Origin of the sequence: Psychrobacter immobilis (genome assembly GCF_904846185.1) — a bacterium.
Classification (GTDB): Bacteria; Pseudomonadota; Gammaproteobacteria; order Pseudomonadales; family Moraxellaceae; genus Psychrobacter; species Psychrobacter immobilis_B.
The window spans coordinates 60396-83032 of record NZ_CAJGZQ010000014.1; the positions used below are offsets into that span (position 1 = coordinate 60396).

Genomic DNA, 22637 nt, shown 5'->3' on the forward strand with positions numbered 1-22637 from the left:
TTCAGGACAGCAAGAGTCCATCCGATCTAATATCGTTACAGAACGTGCGTTTGTGCAGCGTAGAGGAGAATTACTACAATAGCCAAGCATAATATATTACCCCTCTTTTCCCACTCTCATTATTCATCCGAAAAGTAATGAGACTATCATTACCGGCTCTAAGTTTTTGACATTTTAATACTCTAAAAATATCAAGGAGAGTTTAGCATCATTGACTATCGACCAAATTCTAGCGCCGTGCCTCTGTATAACATCGTATAATAGAACCTAAGTCCTGCCTCACAAATACTAACTGTCCTAAGTAATGTTTAATTACCTCAACAAATATACCTTTAACGGTAAATTTATGCCATAAAAGCCATTAATATGCGTTTAAAACCTTACAGTAAATATGGTTTTGTATTATAATGGCGTTGTAATGTTACAGGTTAGTCAATAATCATAACATTGTGTATCGGTACCTAATGTCATCCCTCGTTAGATAGCCACCGATAATCTTCTATCACGTTAAGGAATCAAATGATGAAACTACAATCCCTAGTTTTAGCCACTGCTACTGCACTTACTATGACCACAGCATTTGCTGTACCAGCTGGTACTTGGTCTGTCGCTGCTGGTGCTCACATGGTTGACCCAAAGAGCGATAACGGTACACTTGCAGATGGTGCGTATTCTGTAGACGTAGACAGTGATATTCAACCAACCATTAGCGGCGAATATTTCGTTGCCAATAACATTGGTATTGAATTACTAGCGGCTACACCATTCCATCATGACATTACCTTAACTGCTGGCGATGCTACTATCGATGCTAAAACTCAGCATTTGCCACCGACTCTATCGGTACAATATCACTTCGATGGCTACAACATGCCTATGAATGTGAAGCCATTTGTTGGTGTTGGTGTGAACTATACGACTTTCTTTAAAGAAAAAATCTATAGCGATGCTTTCGAAAAATTAGAACTTGATGATAGCGTCGGCGTTGCTGGTCACATCGGTCTTGACATACCTTTTGCCCCAACTGAATACTTCCGTATTGATGCTCGCTATATGGACATCAAAACAGACGCCAGCGTAAAAGCTAATGGTGAGACCATTGAACTTGGTGAAGTTGACATCAGCCCTTGGGTATATGGCGTTGCTTTTGTTAAGACTTTCTAATATAACATAAAGTAATATGAATAAAAAAAGCTGGCTTAATCGCCGGCTTTTTTGTATCTAAAGTTTAAGCGGCAATGATTATAGATAAAAACGATTGTGCTAAAGTCATTAACCGCTAAAAATCTGGCGACCATTAGCAACAAATTTTAAGCATAAAAAAAGACCATCCTAAGACAGTCTTTTTTTCAGATCCTTTTAGTACAAACGATTCTTACAGCAAAATACGGCGCGGATCAGCCAGCAATGTTGCGATATAGCGGGTAAATACGGCAGCATCTGCCCCATTAATCACACGATGGTCATAAGATAGCGACAATGGCAACATGAGACGCGGCTCAAAGCTTTGCTTTTTAGAATCCCAACGTGGCTGCATGCTTGCCTCAGACACGCCTAAAATACCCACTTGAGGCCAATTTACTAATGGCGTAAAGGCAGTGCCACCCAAGTTGCCTTGGCTTGATATGGTAAAGCTTGCACCTTGCAAATCTTTAGTAGTGAGTTTTTTGTCACGTGCTTTTACCGCAAGCTCACCAATTTCAATGGCGATTTGCTTCAAGCCTTTATCCTGCACATTCTTGATAACAGGTACGATGAGTCCATCATCCGTTGCCACCGCGATACCCATATTGACGCTTTTACGTAAGATAACTTGCGTATTGTCGTCGCTTAAATGACTGTTAAAGCGTGGATGCTGCGTTAAAGCATAGGCCGTCGCTTTGACCACGAACGCTAAAATCGTGAAGCCGATACCTTCAGCTTTCATGCTACCTTTTAGCTCGCCGCGCAGTTTTTCTGTCTCAGTGATATCAGACAAATCAAACTGGGTCACTTGTGGCAACAAGGTATTGTAGTTGAGCTGCGGTATCGAGACTTTTTGTAGACGGCTAAGGTCTTGGGTTGCTGTTTCACCCCAAATCTCAACGTTGCTCATGTCAGGTAAGCTTGGCAGGCTAGCGCTGGCTACATTGCCACTGGCAGGTGCCGCTTTTTGAGTGCTTAAGCTTTCTTTAACATGCGCAAACAAGTCTTCTTTTAGAATGCGATCATTTAGTGCCGAACCATTCACTTGGGTGATATCGACACCTAACTGACGCGCCAGCTTACGTACGGCTGGACCTGCATATACGTCAACCAACTTTTCATTGACCTGTGCTTCAGTCAACTTATCAGCTTGCTTACTAGCGACCGCATTAGGCGTTGTAGATTTTTCTGCCTGTTTTGGCTCACCCGTTGTTTTAGCAGCAGCTTTTTCTTCTGCTTTGGCTGGTGCTGAAGGCTTTGGCTCAGCGCTATCTGATGTAGACTCACTTTCATCAGCAGCATCTGCACCACTACTTATGATAACGATAAAGTCTTGACCATTGGCAACCATATCACCAGTCTGAACTAAGATTTTTTCAATCTTACCAGCGACTGGTGCGGGTACTTCTACCGATGCTTTGTCAGATTCAATCAATAGGATTGATTGATCTGCAGTCACGATGTCACCAACACTGACCATGATTTCAGAAACTTGCGCTTCATCAACACCTAAATCTGGCAATGCATGAGTGGTCGATTTACCAGCGTTAGACGCAGGCTTGTCATTAGAGTCAGACGAGGCTGATTCAGTTGCCGCAGGCTCAGGTTTTGTTTCTGGTTTAGCAGCAGCGGCTTCTGTATCACTCGCTTGTTGATTGTCATCAGCAGCGCTATCGTCATCACTTTCCACACTGTCTTCTGCACTTTCAAGCTCGATAAGCACCATACCTTCACTGACTTGATCACCAACAGCAACACTGATTTTGGTGACTTTGCCAGCAGCGGAACTTGGTACTTCAACCGAGGCTTTGTCAGATTCTAATAGAATGATGTTGTCATCTTTTGCGATGACATCACCCACTTCTACCATAATTTCGCTGACTTCGGCGCTATCAACACCCAAATCGGGGGCTTTAATATCCATGATTTATCTCCTAGTCTTATGATTATTATTCTTTGACATCACCGTTATTAAGTAAAGTCGCATCCGCTTGATCTTCAGCTCGACCCTCATTGCTGATTTCATCATCATCTTCAGCGACAAATTCAGGGACAGGATTTGGATTGACATTACCAGGTGCTGGTGCATCGGGAGAATGATCATAATAAGGCTGTTGTTGCCATGCAGGTGGCTGATCCACATCAATGCCTAAACTTGAGATGGCATCTTTCACCAAACGCATCTCAACTTCACCCTCATCCGCTAGGCGTTTGAGCGTCGCAACCACGATATGAGCCGCATCAACGTTAAAGAAGCTACGCAGATTTTCACGAGTATCAGAACGACCGTAGCCATCTGTGCCTAGCGTAGTATAAGGACGATTATCTGGCAACCAAGCACGGATTTGCTCTGAATAATTACGCATATAATCTGTCGCAGCGACGACGATACCTTCATGCGGCGCTAACTGCTCAGTAACCCAAGGCACTCTCTCTTCATCCATTGGATGCAAGCGGTTGTAGTCATCACAGACCATGCCGTCACGAGTCAACTCGTTAAAGCTGGTCACGCTCCAAACGTTGGAGGTGATATTGAACTCATCTTTTAGAATCTGCGCCGCTTTTTGTACTTCACGTAAAATAACGCCAGAGCCTAATAGCTGCACTTGAGTTGAACCATTGTCTTCGAGCAAATACATACCGCGCTTGATACCTTCTTCGGCACCTTCTGGCATCTCAGGTTGCTCGTAGTTTTCGTTCATTAGCGTTAAGTAATAATAAACGCGTTCGCCTTCACCATACATACGGCGTAGACCGTCGTGCATGACGACTGCTAGCTCGTAACCGAAGCAAGGATCATAAGTCACACAGTTAGGCACAACGTTAAATAGAATCTGTGAATGACCATCTTGATGCTGCAAGCCTTCGCCGTTCAAGGTGGTACGACCAGCTGTTGCGCCTAGCAAGAAGCCCTGTGCTTGACAATCGCCTGCCGCCCAAGCCAAATCACCCACACGTTGGAAACCAAACATCGAGTAATAGATATACATCGGAATCATTGGTAGCGCGTTCACAGAGTAACTGGTTGCAAGCGCAATCCACGTACTCATTGCGCCTGCTTCGTTGATACCTTCTTCTAGCATGTGACCGTCGATGGCTTCTTTATAGCCCATTAAAGCTTCACTGTCTTCTGGCGTATATTTTTGACCAACAGCTGAGTAGATGCCCAATTGACGGAACATACCTTCTAAACCAAAAGTGCGTGCTTCATCAGGTACAATCGGCACGACGCGATCTTGGATGTCTTTATTTTTTAGCATGGCTGACAATAAGCGTACGAACACCATCGTTGTCGATTGCTCTTTACCATTGCTGCCTTTTAGCACTCGATCAAACATTGACAATTCAGGAATATTCAATGGGATATGACCACTGCGGCGATTTGGCAAATGACCACCTAGCGCTTCGCGGCGACCTTTAAGGTACTTCATCTCCGCTGAACCTTCTTCAGGGCGATAGAATGGTAGCGTCTCTAGCTGCTCGTCAGTAAATGGCAAATCAAAGCGATCACGGAAATACATCAACGCTTCTTGATCGAGTTTCTTAATCTGATGTGATTTATTGACCGCTTGTGTTTGAGCCGATAAGCCATAGCCTTTAACGGTTTTGACTAAAATAACGGTTGGCTGACCTTTGGTTTTCATCGCTTCACTGAATGCGGCATAAACTTTCATTGGATCATGACCACCACGATTCAAGCGCGAGATATCCTCATCAGATAGCGCATCAGCCATCTCTTCCAACTCAGGATATTTACCAAAGAACTCTTTGCGAGTGAACTCAGCTGTACGGGCTTCGTATAGCTGATACTCACCATCGACCACTTCTTCCATACGATGTTTGAGCACGCCCGTTTTATCATTGGCAAGCAAGCTGTCCCATTTACCACCCCAGATAACTTTAATCACCCGCCAGCCAGCGCCGCGGAATACAGACTCTAGCTCTTGGATAATTTTACCGTTACCACGGACTGGACCATCAAGACGCTGTAAATTACAGTTGACGACCCAGATTAGGTTATCTAGCTTTTCACGACCAGCGAGAGAAATAGCCCCTAAACTTTCTGGCTCATCCGTTTCACCATCACCCAAGAATGTCCAAATCTTACGACCTTCTTTCTCTAGCAGACCGCGGTTTTCCATATAGCGATGTACATGGGCATGGTAAATCGACATGATCGGACCAAGTCCCATCGATACGGTTGGGAACTGCCAATAATCTGGCATGAGATATGGATGCGGATAGCTTGATAAGCCTTTGCCGCCGACTTCACGACGGAAATTATCAAGCTGATCTTCGGTCAATCGACCTTCTAAATAAGAACGTGCATAAATACCGGGTGCTGAGTGACCTTGATAATAAATCATGTCACCACCGAAATGATCGCTGGCAGCACGGAAAAAATGGTTAAAACCTGTCTCATATAGCGTGGCACTAGAAGCGAATGTTGCTAAGTGACCACCCAAATCGTCGTCATTTTTGTTCGCGCGCATGACCATGGCCAATGCGTTATAGCGAATCAAAGCACGAATTTTGCGCTCAATGGTTAGGTCGCCAGGGTACATCGGTTCATCTTCAACGGCGATAGTATTGATATAAGCGGTATCGAGACGATTGAACGGCAAATCTTCTTGAACTGCCATATTGTATAAAGCTTTTAGCAGAAACTGAGCACGATCTTTGTCTGCATGTTTGATAACAGATTCAAACGCTTCCAGCCACTCTTGGGTTTCGGTGCTATCAGCATCCTTATAATAATTCATCACTATTGTCCTTTTTTATCAGTCAGTCCTGCCCGAAGACAGGATATTATTAAATCAAAGTGTTACTTCAATATTGTCGTGCGGGAATAATTTTCTCAATGACTTCCTTGTTAATTTTAAGAAGTGAGATTTATAGTAGGGTGCGGTTATGCAGCAGTATTTGACCGACTCATAATCTGGAGCAGCCTCACATAGCCAAAATAAAAACAGCGCTACTATCTATCGCATATGAACTGAGTATTTAAAAGTGGTTAGATAATAAAATGCTAACCCAACTTTTATAGTCAATTATCAAATGATAATAACTCTTTATTATAGGCTCTTATGCTGCAGTTGTTTATAGCTGTAAAGAAATGGTGATATGACAAGTATTTTTGAAATAAATAATGATTAGTTTTTTCAGAAATGTTTCAAAGAAATATAAGGATTGTTTGCTAACGAGCTAACATCTACAACTAGATACTGTAGCTGGTCATGAAATATCTGCCATTCATCTACTTCGTAGGACTTTTACGAAATTATTGCTTAATATGTTAAGTTACGTAATATATACATTAGTTTAGTTAGTGAAATAATTTAGAACTAGTTAAACGCTTATAGCAAGTTTTAGCTTCTTATAGGAATAATCATATGCATAAAATGCCATACGTTCTAAATTCAATAATTTCACAACTATTCAGTGAACATATATATCGGGTGCTGGCATTGATAGCTGCTACGGGCTTGATGTTGGCAAGTAATGTCGCATTTTCGGCTGAAGCTAGTCCCACCTGCCCCGCAGATCATGCAATGTATTATGTAGGGTCCAAAAATTTTAGCCCTGCACCTGCGGCAGCTAATAAATTGGCATTGAGTTGGACAGGAGGTGCGGGAAACACTAGCACTACCTATAACTTCAACAACAATCTCGAATTCAAACTGTCTTTTTCTGAGACTAATTTTTTAGCTGCTGGTTATCCAGAAGCCAGTAGTTTCGGTGGCGTAACTACAAATGCTATTAATATGCGCCATAGCAGCCAGTACCTTAATATAAATCACAAACTTACTGCTACTATTAACAAGCCAGTATCGAAGTATGGGTTTGTTGTGCAAGATTTAGACTCAAATGAAAATGGAAGATATACTGAATCAGTATCCCTCTTTAGCGCTGGCGGTGCTTTTAGTAACATTCTTACTGCAAACCACACATTATCAAATTCGAACCGCACCATTACAGGCAATCAATGGCCGAACTGTAGTCCTACTAATCCATGTAATTTCAATGTTGATTGGGGCTCTCAATCATTAAACACACCTTTTGTTATAACTCATGGGAACACTTATAGGTCTGCATCTACTACGACATCTACTGGCGACCATGTAGTGGGCTACTCAGACTTTTATTTTTGTCTAGCACCACCGAAACTCATTGTGAAAAAAGTATTAACTGGTACTCGTTTTAACGACAGTGATACTAAGCGTGACCAATTCAATATTAAAGTAGCTGGTGGAAAATTAACTCCTGATAGTCAAGGCTCTACAGCGTCTTTTACAACAACAGGGGCAGGTTCGACCATAACTAATGGAAGCACTGTTACCCCATTGGAATTAGCCCCAAGTACAACCTATACCATATCTGAGAATATAATAAATGGTGATGCTACTAACTATAATACTAACTATGTCTGTAGCAATGCAACGACTGGTAGCAACTCAAGCACGCCTTCTGGAAACACAAGCTCTTTTACGTTATCAAACTTAAACTATGGTGACGAGGTTACTTGTATTATTACCAACACACCAAAATCTTATAGCTTTTCAGGCATCGTGTTTAACGACAATGGTAAAATCACAAACCCCACTAAAGACGATGTATCCGATAAATATCTAAATAACCGTCTTTACTTCAACGGTAAATACGATTCACCAACTGAATCTGGTATTCCTTTTACTACGGGTCATACCATCACCCTAAACAAATGTGCAGATGATACGAGTACAAGTACGTTTACATCTCAAACTGTGAATATAAGTGATGATGGAACATATAGTTTCACTTTGACGCCTGCGCAGCTTGGAAGCAATACGAAGCTCTGTGCTACTCAGAATGAACCTAATAATTATACATACTCTGTGGATACTACAAGCAATTTGCGACAAATAAATATTACGACTAATACATTTAACTATCCTGATAATAACTTTGGTGATGTTATTCAAGATAATGCAGCTTTAGTGCTCTTCAAGAGTCAATATACTCACAACTGTAGCTTGACCGACCTCACGACCATTAATGTTAATTATACGGGTAGCGCCAGTACTGCTTATAGTACAAATTCCATATCTGAGATCATACCAGGACAATGTATCGCTTATAGGATTGAAGCGGTTAACCGTGGTAATGTGCCTTTGACAGATATCATTATTCGAGACACCTTACAGAAAAAAGGAGAAAATGGTGCTCTTGTAACGTCTACTTTAGCCACGCCTACACCTATCGGAGAAAACAGCGGTGTACCTTCTTTTTCTAATAGTTCAGTATCGATTGGTAATAATGGTCAAGTGCTAACTAATGGCTTCCCGCTAGGAATTACTAGCTCCGATCGCCGTCGAGCTATTCGCTTCAACACCAAATACGGCACTACTGTGAATCCTTAGTAACTATTCCCCCTTGCTATATTATCAACTCTAAAGAATATTTTTTACTGACAAAAGCCCTATCTCTATAGATAGGGCTTTTACCGTTTGTGTACTCCAAAATACCATTTGTCGTTTTTGTGGTGAATATTTGTATTGTTTGCGTGACAATCATATTAAGGAACAATTCTAACTTTATCAGCATCTCTTATTCATAGTTGATTGCAGTTTTTACGTTGCATGGGACGAAGTCAAGATTGACTTGATAATAATGGTTTAAGCAAGGAATACGATATGAAAGGTTTTAATTTTTTACGCAGTGCCATATTAGCAAGCTTAGCGTCGGTAATAGCACTAAGTGCTGCTCACGCCAATGATGCCTTAAAAATGGATCTAACAGCCAATCAAGTCACCAAAAACGCTGAAGGTAAGATCTCTTATCTACCAGTTCGTAATGCTCCAGCGGGTACGGTCATTCAGTACAAAGCAACCTATAGCAATATTATTAACAAAGATATCCAAGATCTGGCGGTCGTATTGCCTATCCCTGCCAATATGGCTTTCACTGGCGAAGCTAATCCTACTAGTGCTCAAGCCAGTATCGATGGCAGGAACTATGCCGATATGCCACTGATGCGTAAAGTCAATGGCAAAATGGTCAAAATTCCGTTTTCTGAATACCGTACCCTGCGCTGGAATATCAAGTTATTACCAGCACAGAAGTCTGCCGCCGTGGCACTTAACACGATTGTCAACTAGACCTCTCCTTCAACTCACAAAATCTTGCTCTTCTAATTTTAGGATATCTCTATGAAATCAAATAATTTTAATTATAGCCTGTTAGCCGTTGGTGTTGCTGCGGTAATGGGTATCTCTACTGGGGCTACGGCTGCCGTTAGTGGCACATCAACGAAATCTCCTACTATTGTTAACGTAGCTGAAGCTACCTATTCTGTTAACAACGTTGAACAGCCTAAAGTCAAATCTAATGCTGTTACTGTTAATATCTCAGAGCAGATTTCATTCTCACTTTTGGCGCAAAATTCTGGTAATGCGGATGATATAAATTCTGGTGGCAACGTAACTCCTGAAAAGGTGGTAGCGTTTGTACATAGATTAGAAAATACTGGTAACCGTACTGATGAATACACGGTCAATTTAAGCAATATCACTAATGGATCTGGTGATCAGGCTGATTACGACCTTGGTGCTTCTACAGTTTCATACCAGTTATTTGAAGCTGGTGGGACTGCGGCTACTGGTTCAGGGACATCTGGCACTGATATTCCTGTTAACTCAATACTTACTGGCACCAATAATGTCTTTACACTGACAGCTGGTCAGTATGTTGTATTCACTATCAATGCTAAGACGAAAGGCAATAAAGGCGGAGATACTCAAAAACTCACTTTGACCGCTACGAGTACGGCTCTATCAACGAATACACCAGCAGGCGTTAGTAAGACATTAACCAATACAGATACATCAAGTACAGTTTTGCCTGTTTTTGGTATCGTAAAGTCGATAACTGACACGCTTAACCTTAATGACTTAGATGATACCGCTACCTATAGTATCAAAGTCACTAACGATGGCCGTGCAACTTATGCTGCTGCTGCAACTGGTATCACCGTGCGTGATACATTACCTGCTGGTCTAATATTAGTAGCAAGTTCTGTAAAATCAACGGATGCTACTAGTGGTGCTTCTGTTGTAGAAACCACAACTGGTACTAATCAAGGCTTTGTGTATTCAGGTATTGATCTAGCTGTTGGGGTTAGTGTAACGATCACCTTTGATGTCCAACAAGACCCTAATGTAGCGCCTGTCAATGGTGTGATCAATCACGCGCGCGTTGAAGACACTTTAGATAGTGGTGTGACTATTATTGATAGTACCAATAAAGACGATGCTGCTGAAAATACGAAGACTTATTACCCTGCCGATGATGATACAGAGTATACCAATACTGCTGAGCCCGGTACTAAAGGTGGCGATTCAGCTGCGGCTCTAGAAGTCAATAAACGTAGTTTAACGATCTCTAATGGTGTCGATAATAAAGGCACTTCTAAAGAGATTGCTGTAGACGGTACTACTATCTTCACTAATACCCTTACTAATACAGGTGATGCACCTGAGGGCGGCACCAATCGTCCTATTACCATTAAAATTACTGATCCTGATGCTAAGACACCACTTGGCATCATAACTGACACAGCTGCCACTAATCGTCCTAGCTATAAATTAGCTGATGGCACAACAGGATATTTAGAACCTACTAGCACTGCTGGCGAATATCGTCTTCCAAGTTCAGTGATTATTGCATCAAAGGGCACTGTTGATATTATTTATACAGTCAAGTCTGATGGCACAGGTGCGCTAAATAAGACTGAAAATAATATCGTCACTATCACACCTGCTGGTAATGATCCTTCAGCGCCAGCCATTGCTACTAATACCACAACCATAAAAGGCTTAACGCTAGCTAAGTTACAAGTACTTGATGCTAATTGTGATGGTACTGCTGAGGGTACATTTGTAAATACTGCTATCGATGCTGAACCAAACCAATGCGTTATCTATAAGATTGATGCTACCAACACATCCACTACCGCACTAGGCTTTGATATTACAGGATTGACCATTTTAGATCCTAAATCTAAATTCGCAGCCGCGGCAGACTATGTAGCAGGATCTGCTACCACACCTGGAGTGCAAGCCACTAATATCACCACAGCAGCAAATGATGATGGTACTAATATCAATACAACAATCACTACTTTGTCACCTCAAAGTACTGCAACTCTCCAATTTAGAGTCAAGATAAAGGACGCTCCTAAATAATCTCAACCTTAATAAAAATAACTATTTATCGTTCCACTGATTCTACAAGTACATCAAGTGCTTGTAGAACTACCCTTACCCTCACTGATATTTTATTGGATAAGCGACATATGACTCTATCTACCATGACACCGTCTAATCGTACTGCATTGTGTTCAGCGAAGATCTCTGCGCTGTCATTGGCAATGTTGCTTATGCAATCAAATATCGCGATTGCAGCTGATGCAGCAAACCTTAATCTGCAAATCATCAACAATATTGCAAATGCTAGCTATAACGTCAATAACCAGACTGACGTCACAATATCTAGCACCTCAAACCAAGTACAAGTCAAAGCCTCAGACCTTCCTGAATACGGTATTGAACTTACTCAACAGCCGTTACTTACCGTTATGCCTAACGCCTTGGTTAACTGGGTAAATGTCCTAAGCAATACCAGCTATAGCAATCAGACTGTTGAGTTAACATTGGCTGTATCTCCAACGCTCTCAAACTTAAAAGTCTATCAAGATCTAAATAAAAACGGCGTCGTTGATAATGGTGATACTGAAGTTATTTTCGATAATTTAAGCGCACAAATCAAACTTGGACACAGTGAAAGTATCCAGTTTATCGTGCAAGCTTTATCAGATGCTAACGGCAAAAGTGGCGATACTGCAGATATTAAAATTGGCGCTGTCGTTCTAGAAGACCCATCCGTATCGAGTGTCAACGCGATTGATAGACTAATCATCGTTGAGCCTGAAATCAAATTTACAACGCCTAAGTTTGACGAAAACAAAACCACCTCACAAATCGAGGAAAACGTCTATATCGATGCCAGCTATGCGCAGTGTAACGTTCAGCTAGATAAGCCAGATCAAGTATGGGTCACGATTACCTCTTTGTTGACGGGTGACAAATACGCATTGAAAGCGATTGAGACGGGCAATAGTACTGGTAAATATCAGCTATCAGCACCAACACAAAACAATGCCAACGCTGTCAATGACAAATTTATTCAGACTCTAGCAAATGATACGTTGACTGCAAGTCTAGACGCCTGTATCGCGCCTTCTGTCGGCACTGGCGCTGAGCAGCTACCAAGCGAAGGTGACTTCACCGTACGTATCGATGACTTAGATACACAAATCAATATCGTCGATGATAGCCCAAGCTTAGTCGTCACCAAAGAAAGCGACGTTAAAAGCGCTGAATTTGGTGATTATGTTAGCTACACCATTAATATCACCAATAGTGGCAACTCTACCGCTTATGATGTGCAACTAAAAGACGCCCTACCACGTGGTTTTGCTTATGTAGATGGTAGTGTACGTGTCAACCAAACTACTGATATCAATATCGACCAAGCGCAAACCACTGAGTTTAAAGCTGATGGTAAATATCAGGTGCTAAATTTAGGTAATATGGCAAATGGCGAAAGTAAAAAAATCACGTATCGTGTCTTAATCGGTGCCTCATCATTAGGCGGTGATGGCATCAACCGCGCGACTGCTGTTGCTAGCAATGAACAAGGTAAAAGCTTAGTTTCAAGAGAAGCACAGTGGAAGATTGAAGTAGAGCGCGGCGTCATGAATACTGATGGCATCATCATCGGTAAGGTCTACCACGATATCAACCGTGACGGCATTCAACAAAAAGAAGATGGCGAACTTGGCGTTGCAGGCGTGCGTATCTACATGGAAAACGGTAACTTTGTCGTGACTGATCCTGAAGGTAAATATAACTTTTATGGTGTCAGTGCCAAAACTCACGTCTTAAAAGTTGACCGCACCACCATCCCTCACTCAACCGAGATGGTCACCCAAAGTAATCGCAATGCGGGCGATGCTGGCAGCCGTTTCGTTGACTTGAAATATGGCGAATTACATCGTGCCGATTTCGGTATCGTTGTCGGTATGGGCGATAGCACTGAGCGTTTGAATACGGAGCTTGTCGCTCGTAGCAAATCAGTGAGCGCTAAGAATGATAGCCTTGAGCAAGCAGTAAAAACTGAGCTAACCCTAGATCCTGACTACAATCGTGACTACGATGATAATGTAGACGCCAGTGGCTGCAACATCAATGGCGACTTAGATCTGGGCAGCAACTGTGACTCTGCTATCGTCAATGAGATGATCAATCCAGCCGCCAATCGTGTTGATATGACCGTAACTACGGTAGCACCGCCAGTAGAAAAAGAGCTGGAAGAATATCTCAAAGAAGTGGCTAACAATGACGTGGCTTTTATCAATTTAAACGAAGGTCAACAGCTCAGCACTTATAAACAAATGGTACAGGTGCAAGCGCCACTGGGTTCAATATTTACACTATATGCCAATGGAAAAGCAGTATCAGAACAACAAATCGGCAAAACTGCTGAGCAAGAAAAACAGAATGTGACTGCCTTTGATTACTATGCGGTCGACTTAAAACGCGGCAACAATATCTTGCGCGGTGTCGCTACTGACGTGAATGGCAAAATTATCTCTGAGCAAACCATTAAAGTATCAACGCCGAACAGTTTACAAGCCATTGACTATCGCACTCAAGCGCAGCTAGTACCGGCAGATGGTGTTAGCGATTATCAAGTCGTTATTAGCCTAAAAGACCGTGATGGCCGTCCTTATATCGCCTCAACACCTATCACTATCGATACCAATATCGGCCGTATCAATCTTAATGACAGCAGTAAAGATCAAGCTGGTACGCAAGTTATTGTCTCAGGTGGCGAGCTACTCATACCCGTGACTGCACCAAGTGTACCGGGTAAAGGTGAGTTGGTCATCGACACTGGTAGCAGTAAACAGATTATCCCGTTACAATTTACCGCGCAATTACGTCCTCTCATTGCCGTCGGCATCGTCGAAGGCGCGATCTCACTTAAAGACTTTGATGGCAGCAGCATTACTGACGCCCAAGGCGCTTTTGAGCAAGAGCTCAATGATTTCGCTGGTAACGATGACTATACCGCTTCTGGTCGCGCCGCGATGTTCCTTAAAGGCAAAGTACGTGGCGATTATTTGCTCACTTTGGCTTATGACAGCGACAAAAAAGGCGAGCGCCTGTTCCGTGATATCGAGCCTGGCGAATACTATCCTGTCTATGGTGATTCATCAGCCAAAGGCTTTGATGCGCAATCTACCAGCAAACTCTATATGCGCTTGGACAAGGGTCGCTCATTTGTTATGTATGGCGACTTAAAAACTCAAATCGATAACGATGAAGGTATTAAATTAGGTCAATATAACCGTACGTTGACTGGCCTAAAAGCCCAGTATGAAGATAGCAATACTCGCATTACCGCCTTTGTCGCGGAGACGAGTACCAGCCAGCGCGTCAATGAGACTCGTGGTCTTGGTATCTCAGGCCCTTATCCATTGGCTGAAAACTTTGATGCCGTATTAGAAAACTCAGAAACTGTCGAAGTGATCACTCGTGACGCCAACAATCCAGGCTTGATCATTAGCCGTGAGACCCTTACCCGCTTTGCCGATTATGAAATTGACCCTATCAGTCGCAGCTTATTTTTAAAAGCCCCTATCGCTAGCCAAGACATCGATGGCAACCCTATTTATCTACGAGTCACTGTAGAAGTAGATGAAGGCGGCGAAAAATACTTGGTCGGTGGCATTGCTGCCAAGCAGCAGTTGACTGATAAAGTCGCCATCGGTGGTAGCTATGTCAACAGTGATGACCCTCTTAACAAAGAAGAGCTGGCTAGCGTCAACAGCGTTATCAAGTTTAACGATAATCTAAAACTGGTCGCTGAATACGCGATGAATAAAGCTGAGAATCCAAATTTTCAGCCAAGCAATCAAATTAATGCGACAGAATTAGACGGTCAGGACGCAGAAGGTAATGCCTTGCGTATCGAGCTTGACTTTGATAACAAGAAAAACACTCGTGCCAAAGCTTATTATAACGATACTGACGAAGGTTTCGTGACTGGTGCCTCGCCGCAGACTGCTGGGCGCGCTGAATCAGGCGTCGAAGTCACTCATTTAATTAATGACAAAAAGACCGCGCTAAAACTAGAAGGCGTGCGCACTAAAGATCATACCACTGATGCTAGCCGCCAAGGTGTCTTAGCCAGTATTGAACAGCGTTTGAGCACCAACATCATTGGCGAGATTGGCTTACGTTATTATAAGCAAGATGCAACGGCAGCTTCACGCAATATCCAAGCGGTAACAGACGTCGTAGATGTGACTGACAACACTCTCTTTAATGACGATATTATCAATCAATCGGCGCTAAATAATGTCAGTGATTCTGAAAAAGATATTGGAGGTACTACCGCCCGCGCTCGTATCACGGCACGGTTACCCAAGCTCAATGACTCTTTAGTATTTGCAGAATATGAGCAAGATATTGATAACAGTAATCGTAATGCCACCTCCATCGGAGGCGAGACGCCGCTAGGTGGTTTAGGCCGCCTATACGCCCGTCATGACTTGATCAACAGTCTATCTGGTAGCTATGGTCTTGATGATACTGAAGAACGTCAGCGTACCGTATTTGGTTTTGATGCCGCTTATATGAAAGATGGCAAAGTCTATAGCGAATATCGCATGAGTGACGCCATTAGTGCTCGCGAAGCGGAAGCGGCCATTGGTCTAAAAAACAAGTGGTATGTTCAAGAAGGTCTGACTTTAAACACCTTATTTGAGCGTGTTGAATCATTAGAGGGCGATACCGAGAACACCGCAACGGCAGCTGGCATTGGTGTAGAGTATCTTGCGAAAGAAGATTACAAAGCCTCAGCGCGTTTTGAGAAGCGTTGGGGTGAGACTAGTGACACATTGCTAGGTAGCGCTGGTATTGCTTATCGCTATACCGATGATGTGACTCTGTTGGCCAAGGACATCTACTCACGCGTCGATTATGACGATGGCAATCGCACGATTAATCGTTTCCAGCTAGGAGCTGCCTATCGTGATTATGATAGCAATCAGTTAGACATGTTAGCCAAGCTTGAGTATCGCTTAGATGATAACAGTACTGGCGATGACGCCTATCAAAAAGATGCCGTTATCTGGTCATTGAGTGGTAACTATCATCCAACGCGTCCGTTGACGTTGTCAGGTCGTTACGCGGGTAAATATACTCAGCTTGATGCTGATAATATCAGTAGCGACAATACAGCCCATGCGCTTTATGCTCGTGGTCTATATGACATCAGTGAGCGCTGGGATGTGGGCTTGCAAGCAGGCACTTATTGGAACAAACAAGCAGATGATATGTCTTATATGCTGGGTGCGGAAGTAGGCTATAGCCCGATGACCAACCTTTGGTTGTCACTAGGTTATAACTTCATGGGCTTTGAGGATGAAGACATCGCTTATGACGATAGCACTATGGAAGGCGCTTACTTTAGATTACGTTTCAAGTTTGACGAAGACCTATTCAAACGTGATGATCCACGTAAGAACCAGCGTTTGACGACTCACTCTACATTGTAATTTATCCCCATTGTCGTGTTATCATCTGACGACAATGCGGGCGTTAACGCGCTGTTCATCATATTATATGACAGATATATTTTAATAAGCGATGAGATCAGCGCCGAAAACCGCAAGTACCAATACCAATATTGATACTGATCCGCTTAATATGAGGTTTTGCATCATGCCTAATCCTGCCAACAAAGCAGCCCATTATAAACAGCCCATAAAGGCTTTATTATCAACCGTTTTTTTCCTGACAATGACCTCGGTTGCATCGGCGAGTCATCATACTCCTGAAGTGGCAGTAACCCGTGACGCTACTCACTGTGCCAATGAGGTTCAAACTCAGTCTCACCACCCAAAATACCAAAGTACGCGCCAACGTGCTATGAACTGTATGTTGACAGAGTTACAAGCATATCAACAAGAAAATATGAGCGCACGTCAACAATACTTTGCCTATAAAGCTCAGGCTTGGCTTAACTACGCCATCCATCAAGACAGCATAAATAGTCGTTCACCTGCTGGGCAGCAAGCCGCACAGGCAGCAGAGACGATTTTGACCACCTTGAAAAATGGCAAGGAACAAGATCTCAACCTTATTCAAGACATACCATCAAACTCTGCTCTCATGCGCCCCGATCTATGGGCAACCTTAAGCGCGCTAAAAGATAGCGGTGGTATCGAGTCAGCACCACGAGAGATAGCCTTCAGCGAGGTCGCTTTAATTTGGGCTGCTACGAACCAGTGCGAGCGCGGCTGGCGGGAATCAGGCATCCATTTTCGAATGGCAGATCGTTGGCTTGAACAAGCCCGCGAAGCTTACGTCAATACCCATGATTCACAGACTAACGTCGCTTTGGAAGAATTGATCGTCAGCTATTATAAGCAATATGAGACATTAGATGCGAGTACTGATAGTTGCCGTGGGCAAGTATTAACGCTTATCCGTTAAGTCCATTATTATCACTGCTCATCAATGCAGTAAATACAAAAAAGCCGACATATAATGTCGGCTTTTTTGTATTTACTTAACAGATATTAGAGCATGTTAACCATGCCCTAATGTCTATATATCATCTAAATAGCGAAAAAACTAGCGATTCTTACGCGGTAGCTTTTCTGGTAGATAGCAACGCAAATAAGCGATAAACGCAGTGTTTGCTTCTTGGATATATTCATTGGTAATGCTTTGGTGACGACGATAAGACAATGTGAATATCGCATTAATAATGCTATAAGCAATCAATAGCGTGTCTTGAATATCATGGAAACTCGGCATCTCATAGCGCTCTGATAAACGCTTATAAACCAAATCGACGATTTGATGATCGATATCTTCACCAAAACTATCACCTTCAAAATCAGGCGTGTTCGTGTCATAAATGAGCTTGGCTTTGGTTTCGTCGTTATGGAATATCGTCACACAATTATCAATAAGCGCCGTCAAATAGCCCTGCCATCTGTCATAATTACCAATATCGACTGTTTCTACTATTTCTAATATTTCGATAGCATTCAAAAAACGCAATGCTAAAAATATCGCTTCGATGTTAGGAAAAAAGTGATAAGCAGAAGCTCTTGGAATGCCTGCTTCTTCACATACAGCCGCCAAAGTAATGTCATTGATAGGTTGGGTTTCACTTAACTTCTTGGCACCAGCCAAAAGTTTTTGACGGCGCGCACGGCCTTGTTGGCTGGTAAACTTGAACTTATTCGGGACCAGTTTTTTTGCCAGTTCCGAATCTACCAACACATCTTCAATCTTTTCGTCTTTATTTTCGCTCATCATAAGTCTCTTAATGTTACACCCTATTTTATAAATATAATCTTCAATAGATAGTATTCGCCCTAAATTGAAGAATTACATCCTATTAGCTAATAATGTAGCACTGATATTAGCGCTACTATGTCTAATGGAGAGGCATCATAAACGCTTGTACACTATCAAGCAAGGGAGATAAATGGGTTAAAAATTAATGTATAGGTCAACCATTTAATAGCGTTAACCACGTAATGTAAAAAATTTAATCATTGAGTTTAATTTTCGCTCTTATAATACCATGATCGATGACTCTATCTGCATAGTCCCACTTTAAATGGTCATTGAAATAGTCTACTCTTTCAACCTGACCCAGTGAAAACTTGCTATCAGGAAGAAACTCTTCTGAAACAAATAATTGATCTATCACTTCTGGCATACCTTGATATATATGGGTATATGCCACATCTTTCATCCATCCATAGCGTGCTTGGATACGCGCAGCATCGAATAATGCAACATCGCGCATGCCTTTATCGTAATTAACTTCACCAGTCTCAGCCATCAATTGGGTAGTGACGCTACCAGTGACATCGTTCATATCACCTAACAAAATCAATGGCTCACGAGTATGACGTAAGCGCTCTATAATAGACATGCGAATAGAAGCTGCTTCTGCGGCGCGCATACATAAACTACGGAGCTTGGCACGGACTCGAATATTTGGATCGTCCATGTCTTCTAACAAATTGCCACTTTCATCACGCAAGAAAAATGCCCGTTTACTTTTTAGATGCGCCGTAATAATCGTTATCGGTTGACCAAAGGCATCGACCCGTACTACTAATGGTGGACGATTAAAGCGCTGGTAAGGACCAATATCAGGGATATCAATCACCGCTTTTGGTGCAATCTCTTCAAGCAAGCGGCTTTCTAATTGCTCAAAGCGACTAATAATACCAACGGCAGGAGTATTTTGTGCCCCTTTGCCATGGGTATAAGGGCTTGAACGGTCGTTGCTTGCCAACGGAACAACAACATGCTCGGGCTTAAATCCCAACGACACCGCCAACGCTTCAAGCGCATTACTATCCCAGACTTCTTGCACCGCAATAATATCAGCATGTGCTTTTGCTAATAAATCGGTGATGCCGCTTAGCTTGTGCTCGTATTCATCGTTACTGTAAGCTGGCGCATTGTCATAATAAATTCGGTTAGGGTTGGCAAAATTGAGCAAGTTAGCAGTGGCGATATAAAATTGTCTGGCGCTTTTAGCTTCCGCATTATTGTTCATAGATTACCTATTATTTTTATTCTAGAATATTGCTTCCAAAGATGATTGGCTGTTTAATATATTCATAATTAGTAATATACAGCAAAAAAGCCTCCAAAGAAATCTTTGAAGACTTTAAAATAGCATAAATTGAAAGTATTTAGTCTATCAGCAGACCCAAGTCTACAATCAGACTAAGCCCAGTGATAAGGTAGTAAGCTTATATACTGTCTACTTACTTAAATAAAATGTGCTGTTAGTTTCGCTTATTACGATACACGATTCCATGCGTCATACGATGCTTTGCGTGCTTCTTCCCACTCCATGCGTGATTCACCTTTTACTTCATGCCATGAGCGCTCTAATTCAGCTTCATGGTCTTCAAAACGTGCATCCGCAGGATAACGAGCACGGTTGGCGTACCCTACTGCATAAGCTGGATGTAGATCACGGTCGAAGTCATAACCTTCTTTGTAATAATCGACATTTGCATATTCTGCACGCCAGTAAGCTTCTTCACGTGTTGGATCAATCGCTTCTGCTGCTGCATGTCCTGCACCGCCACCAACGATAGCACCAATCGCACCGCCAATGAGTGTGCCAAGTGGTCCTGCCATTGTACCGATTGCTGCACCCGCTGCTGCGCCGCCAAGACCACCAATAGCTGTGCCTACTGGATGCGAACCTGGCTCACCTGTGATGATATCAGCATTCAGATCCTGCTTAGCTTCTTTTGACATATGCTTTACTTCACTGCGATCAATACCGTCATAGTTACTCATAATTTTATCCTTAAATTAATTTGTTATATTTTAGATTTATTAAGTGCTAAAAATTAGCGGTCTTACTCGAATCATGTGTTACTTGAGTCGCCTAAAGTATAGAAATTTATGGATAACAACAGATAGATAGGTTGTGTAAATTGTGTCCAGATTGCGATTGCCTTGCGTTACAGCCTGTATCTTTATAATGATTTTGTAGGACAGTGAAGCGTTTTAAGTAATTTTTCATTGAGTTGTTACAATATTTTTATGTGTCTGTTCAATATTTATAAGGATGTCAGTGCTCTATCGATGGCTCGTTGCCACTTATTAAGATGCTGTTCACGGATATCACTGGACATTTGGGGTTCAAAAATACGATCGACTTGCCATGATGATTGCATCGTCCCTTCATCATATAGCCCCGTTTTTAAACCTGCGAGCAATGCTGCACCTTTGGCAGTGATTTCTGTATCTCTCGGACGCAGGACAGGCACATCGAGTAAATCAGCTTGAAACTGCATCAATAAGTCATTATTGGCTGCGCCGCCATCTACTCTTAGCTCAGTTAATGGATGAGGGCTGTCTTTTTGCATGGCAATGAGCACATCATAAGTTTGATAGGCAACCGCCTCTAACGCAGCACGAGCAATATGGGCTTTAGTCGTGCCGCGGCTCATACCATTAATACTGGCGCTGATATCGGAGCGCCAATAGGGTGCTCCTAGTCCTGTGAATGCAGGCAATAACACCACCTCTTCACTACTATCAACTTGGCAGGCTAAATCCTCGACTTCACTGCTGTGTTGAATCATACCCAGATTGTCCCGTAGCCATTGGACAATAGCACCTGCCATAAACACACTACCCTCCAAGGCATAAGTGACTTCCTTTCTGGGTGGCTGCAACATGCGTTTGCCTGACTGTACAATTTGATCGAAAGATAAATTGTCTGGACGAGTTGGTGTAGATTTTCGTTGCCAAGCGATTGTCGTTAGTAATTTATGCTCGCTAAGTTTGGGTTTTTGACCAATATTCATCAGCATAAAACACCCAGTGCCATAAGTGTTTTTAGCCATGCCAGCATCGAGGCAGCCTTGTCCAAAAAGTGCTGCTTGCTGATCGCCCAATACCGCTTGAATAGGAATTTGTTTGGCAAATAGTCCTTTTTTGGTTTTACCAAAGTCACCATCAGATGCTAGGACTTTAGGCAAAATATTCATGGGTATCGCAAAACGGGCGCACAGCTCTTCTGACCACTCAAGCTTGTGGATATCATATAATAAAGTACGGGAAGCGTTGGTCACATCAATGACATGCTCGCCACCAGTTAGCTTATATATGAGCCAACTGTCTATAGTACCAACCGCTATTTCTCCTCTGCTGGCTCGTACGCTCAATTTCGGATTGTGCTCTAGTAACCAAGCGATTTTGCTGGCACTGAAATATGGATCTAACCGTAGCCCTGTAATGCGTTGCACCTCGCTTGCCACATCATTATGGCTGCCATTCATCATGCTGCTGGCACTCTCAGCTGTGAGTGTTTTACAGTAGTTCGCCGTACGGCGATCTTGCCAAATGATGGCAGGGGCTAAAGGTTTACCCGTTTGCTTATCCCACATGACAATAGATTCACGCTGATTGGTGATCGCGATACTGGTGACGTCGGTAGCAAGCAGCCCTGCTTGATTAATCACATCATGGGCACAGCTAATCTGCGTTTGCCAAATTTGTTGCGCGTCTTGCTCGACAAAGCCCGCTTTTGGGGTTTGTAAAGTGGTGGGCTGCTGTGCCATTTTTATCGGACGCGCACGATCATCGTACAATATCGCTCGACTCGATGTCGTCCCTTGATCCAAAGCCAAAATATATCCTGCCATTACTCACATCCTATTTTGTCGCATTCATTTTTTACAATTATATTTTATAGCCGAGTCTTTATTGATAGCACGTACTTTTTGGGAGTAACGCTTATCGCAATAGCCAGTTATTTACATTAGCACT

12 protein-coding genes are annotated in these 22637 nt (G+C 42.7%); 6 read left to right on the top strand and 6 right to left on the bottom strand.

The genetic code is table 11. The annotated features are described in order from the left end of the window. Positions 1-522: 522 nt before the first annotated feature. Positions 523-1164, top strand: coding sequence for an OmpW/AlkL family protein (locus JMW94_RS09125; protein ID WP_201604145.1), 642 nt, complete (start codon positions 523-525; stop codon positions 1162-1164). 211 nt (positions 1165-1375) lie between these two features. Here JMW94_RS09125 and JMW94_RS09130 read toward each other — a convergent pair whose 3' ends face one another. Together JMW94_RS09130 and aceE are read right to left on the bottom strand one after the other, a co-directional pair. Then, positions 1376-3109 carry a 2-oxo acid dehydrogenase subunit E2 gene (locus JMW94_RS09130; RefSeq protein WP_193012834.1) on the bottom strand — a complete coding sequence of 578 codons (1734 nt, stop codon included), beginning with the start codon at positions 3107-3109 and terminating at the stop codon, positions 1376-1378. A gap of 25 nt (positions 3110-3134) precedes the next feature. Further along, a complete protein-coding gene (aceE, locus tag JMW94_RS09135) occupies positions 3135-5948 on the bottom strand; it encodes a pyruvate dehydrogenase (acetyl-transferring), homodimeric type (RefSeq protein WP_198330638.1) in 2814 nt (937 codons plus the stop codon). 630 nt (positions 5949-6578) lie between these two features. On the opposite strand from aceE, the gene JMW94_RS09140 reads away from it, so the two are divergent. The 5 genes from JMW94_RS09140 to JMW94_RS09160 all read left to right on the top strand — a co-directional run bounded on the left by JMW94_RS09140 (position 6579) and on the right by JMW94_RS09160 (position 17792). Next, on the top strand, positions 6579-8585 hold the full coding sequence (locus JMW94_RS09140) for a hypothetical protein (RefSeq protein ID WP_201604113.1): 2007 nt from the start codon (positions 6579-6581) through the stop codon (positions 8583-8585). 273 nt (positions 8586-8858) lie between these two features. Further along, on the top strand, positions 8859-9323 hold the full coding sequence (locus tag JMW94_RS09145; RefSeq protein WP_201604115.1) for a hypothetical protein: 465 nt from the start codon (positions 8859-8861) through the stop codon (positions 9321-9323). Positions 9324-9374: 51 nt separating this feature from the next. Beyond that, a complete protein-coding gene (locus JMW94_RS09150; RefSeq protein ID WP_201604117.1) occupies positions 9375-11408 on the top strand; it encodes a DUF11 domain-containing protein in 2034 nt (677 codons plus the stop codon). 110 nt (positions 11409-11518) lie between these two features. Then, positions 11519-16852, top strand: coding sequence for an SdrD B-like domain-containing protein (locus tag JMW94_RS09155; protein ID WP_201604119.1), 5334 nt, complete (start codon positions 11519-11521; stop codon positions 16850-16852). Positions 16853-17018: 166 nt separating this feature from the next. Then, positions 17019-17792 carry a hypothetical protein gene (locus tag JMW94_RS09160; protein ID WP_201604121.1) on the top strand — a complete coding sequence of 258 codons (774 nt, stop codon included), beginning with the start codon at positions 17019-17021 and terminating at the stop codon, positions 17790-17792. Positions 17793-17933: 141 nt separating this feature from the next. On the opposite strand, the gene JMW94_RS09165 is transcribed toward JMW94_RS09160, so the two are convergent. From JMW94_RS09165 to glpK, 4 genes are all read right to left on the bottom strand, one after another. Next, entirely contained in the window at positions 17934-18626 is a 693-nt protein-coding gene (locus tag JMW94_RS09165) for a TetR/AcrR family transcriptional regulator (protein WP_055124242.1), read from the bottom strand. A gap of 238 nt (positions 18627-18864) precedes the next feature. Then, entirely contained in the window at positions 18865-19893 is a 1029-nt protein-coding gene (locus JMW94_RS09170) for an endonuclease/exonuclease/phosphatase family protein (RefSeq protein WP_201604124.1), read from the bottom strand. 248 nt (positions 19894-20141) lie between these two features. Further along, the gene (locus JMW94_RS09175) at positions 20142-20654 is read right to left on the bottom strand and encodes a hypothetical protein (protein ID WP_045446919.1); all 513 of its coding nucleotides are present in this window, start codon (positions 20652-20654) and stop codon (positions 20142-20144) included. Positions 20655-20920: 266 nt separating this feature from the next. Then, positions 20921-22513, bottom strand: a complete 1593-nt coding sequence (gene glpK, locus JMW94_RS09180) for a glycerol kinase GlpK (protein WP_201604126.1) — start codon at positions 22511-22513, stop codon at positions 20921-20923. Positions 22514-22637: the final 124 nt, after the last annotated feature.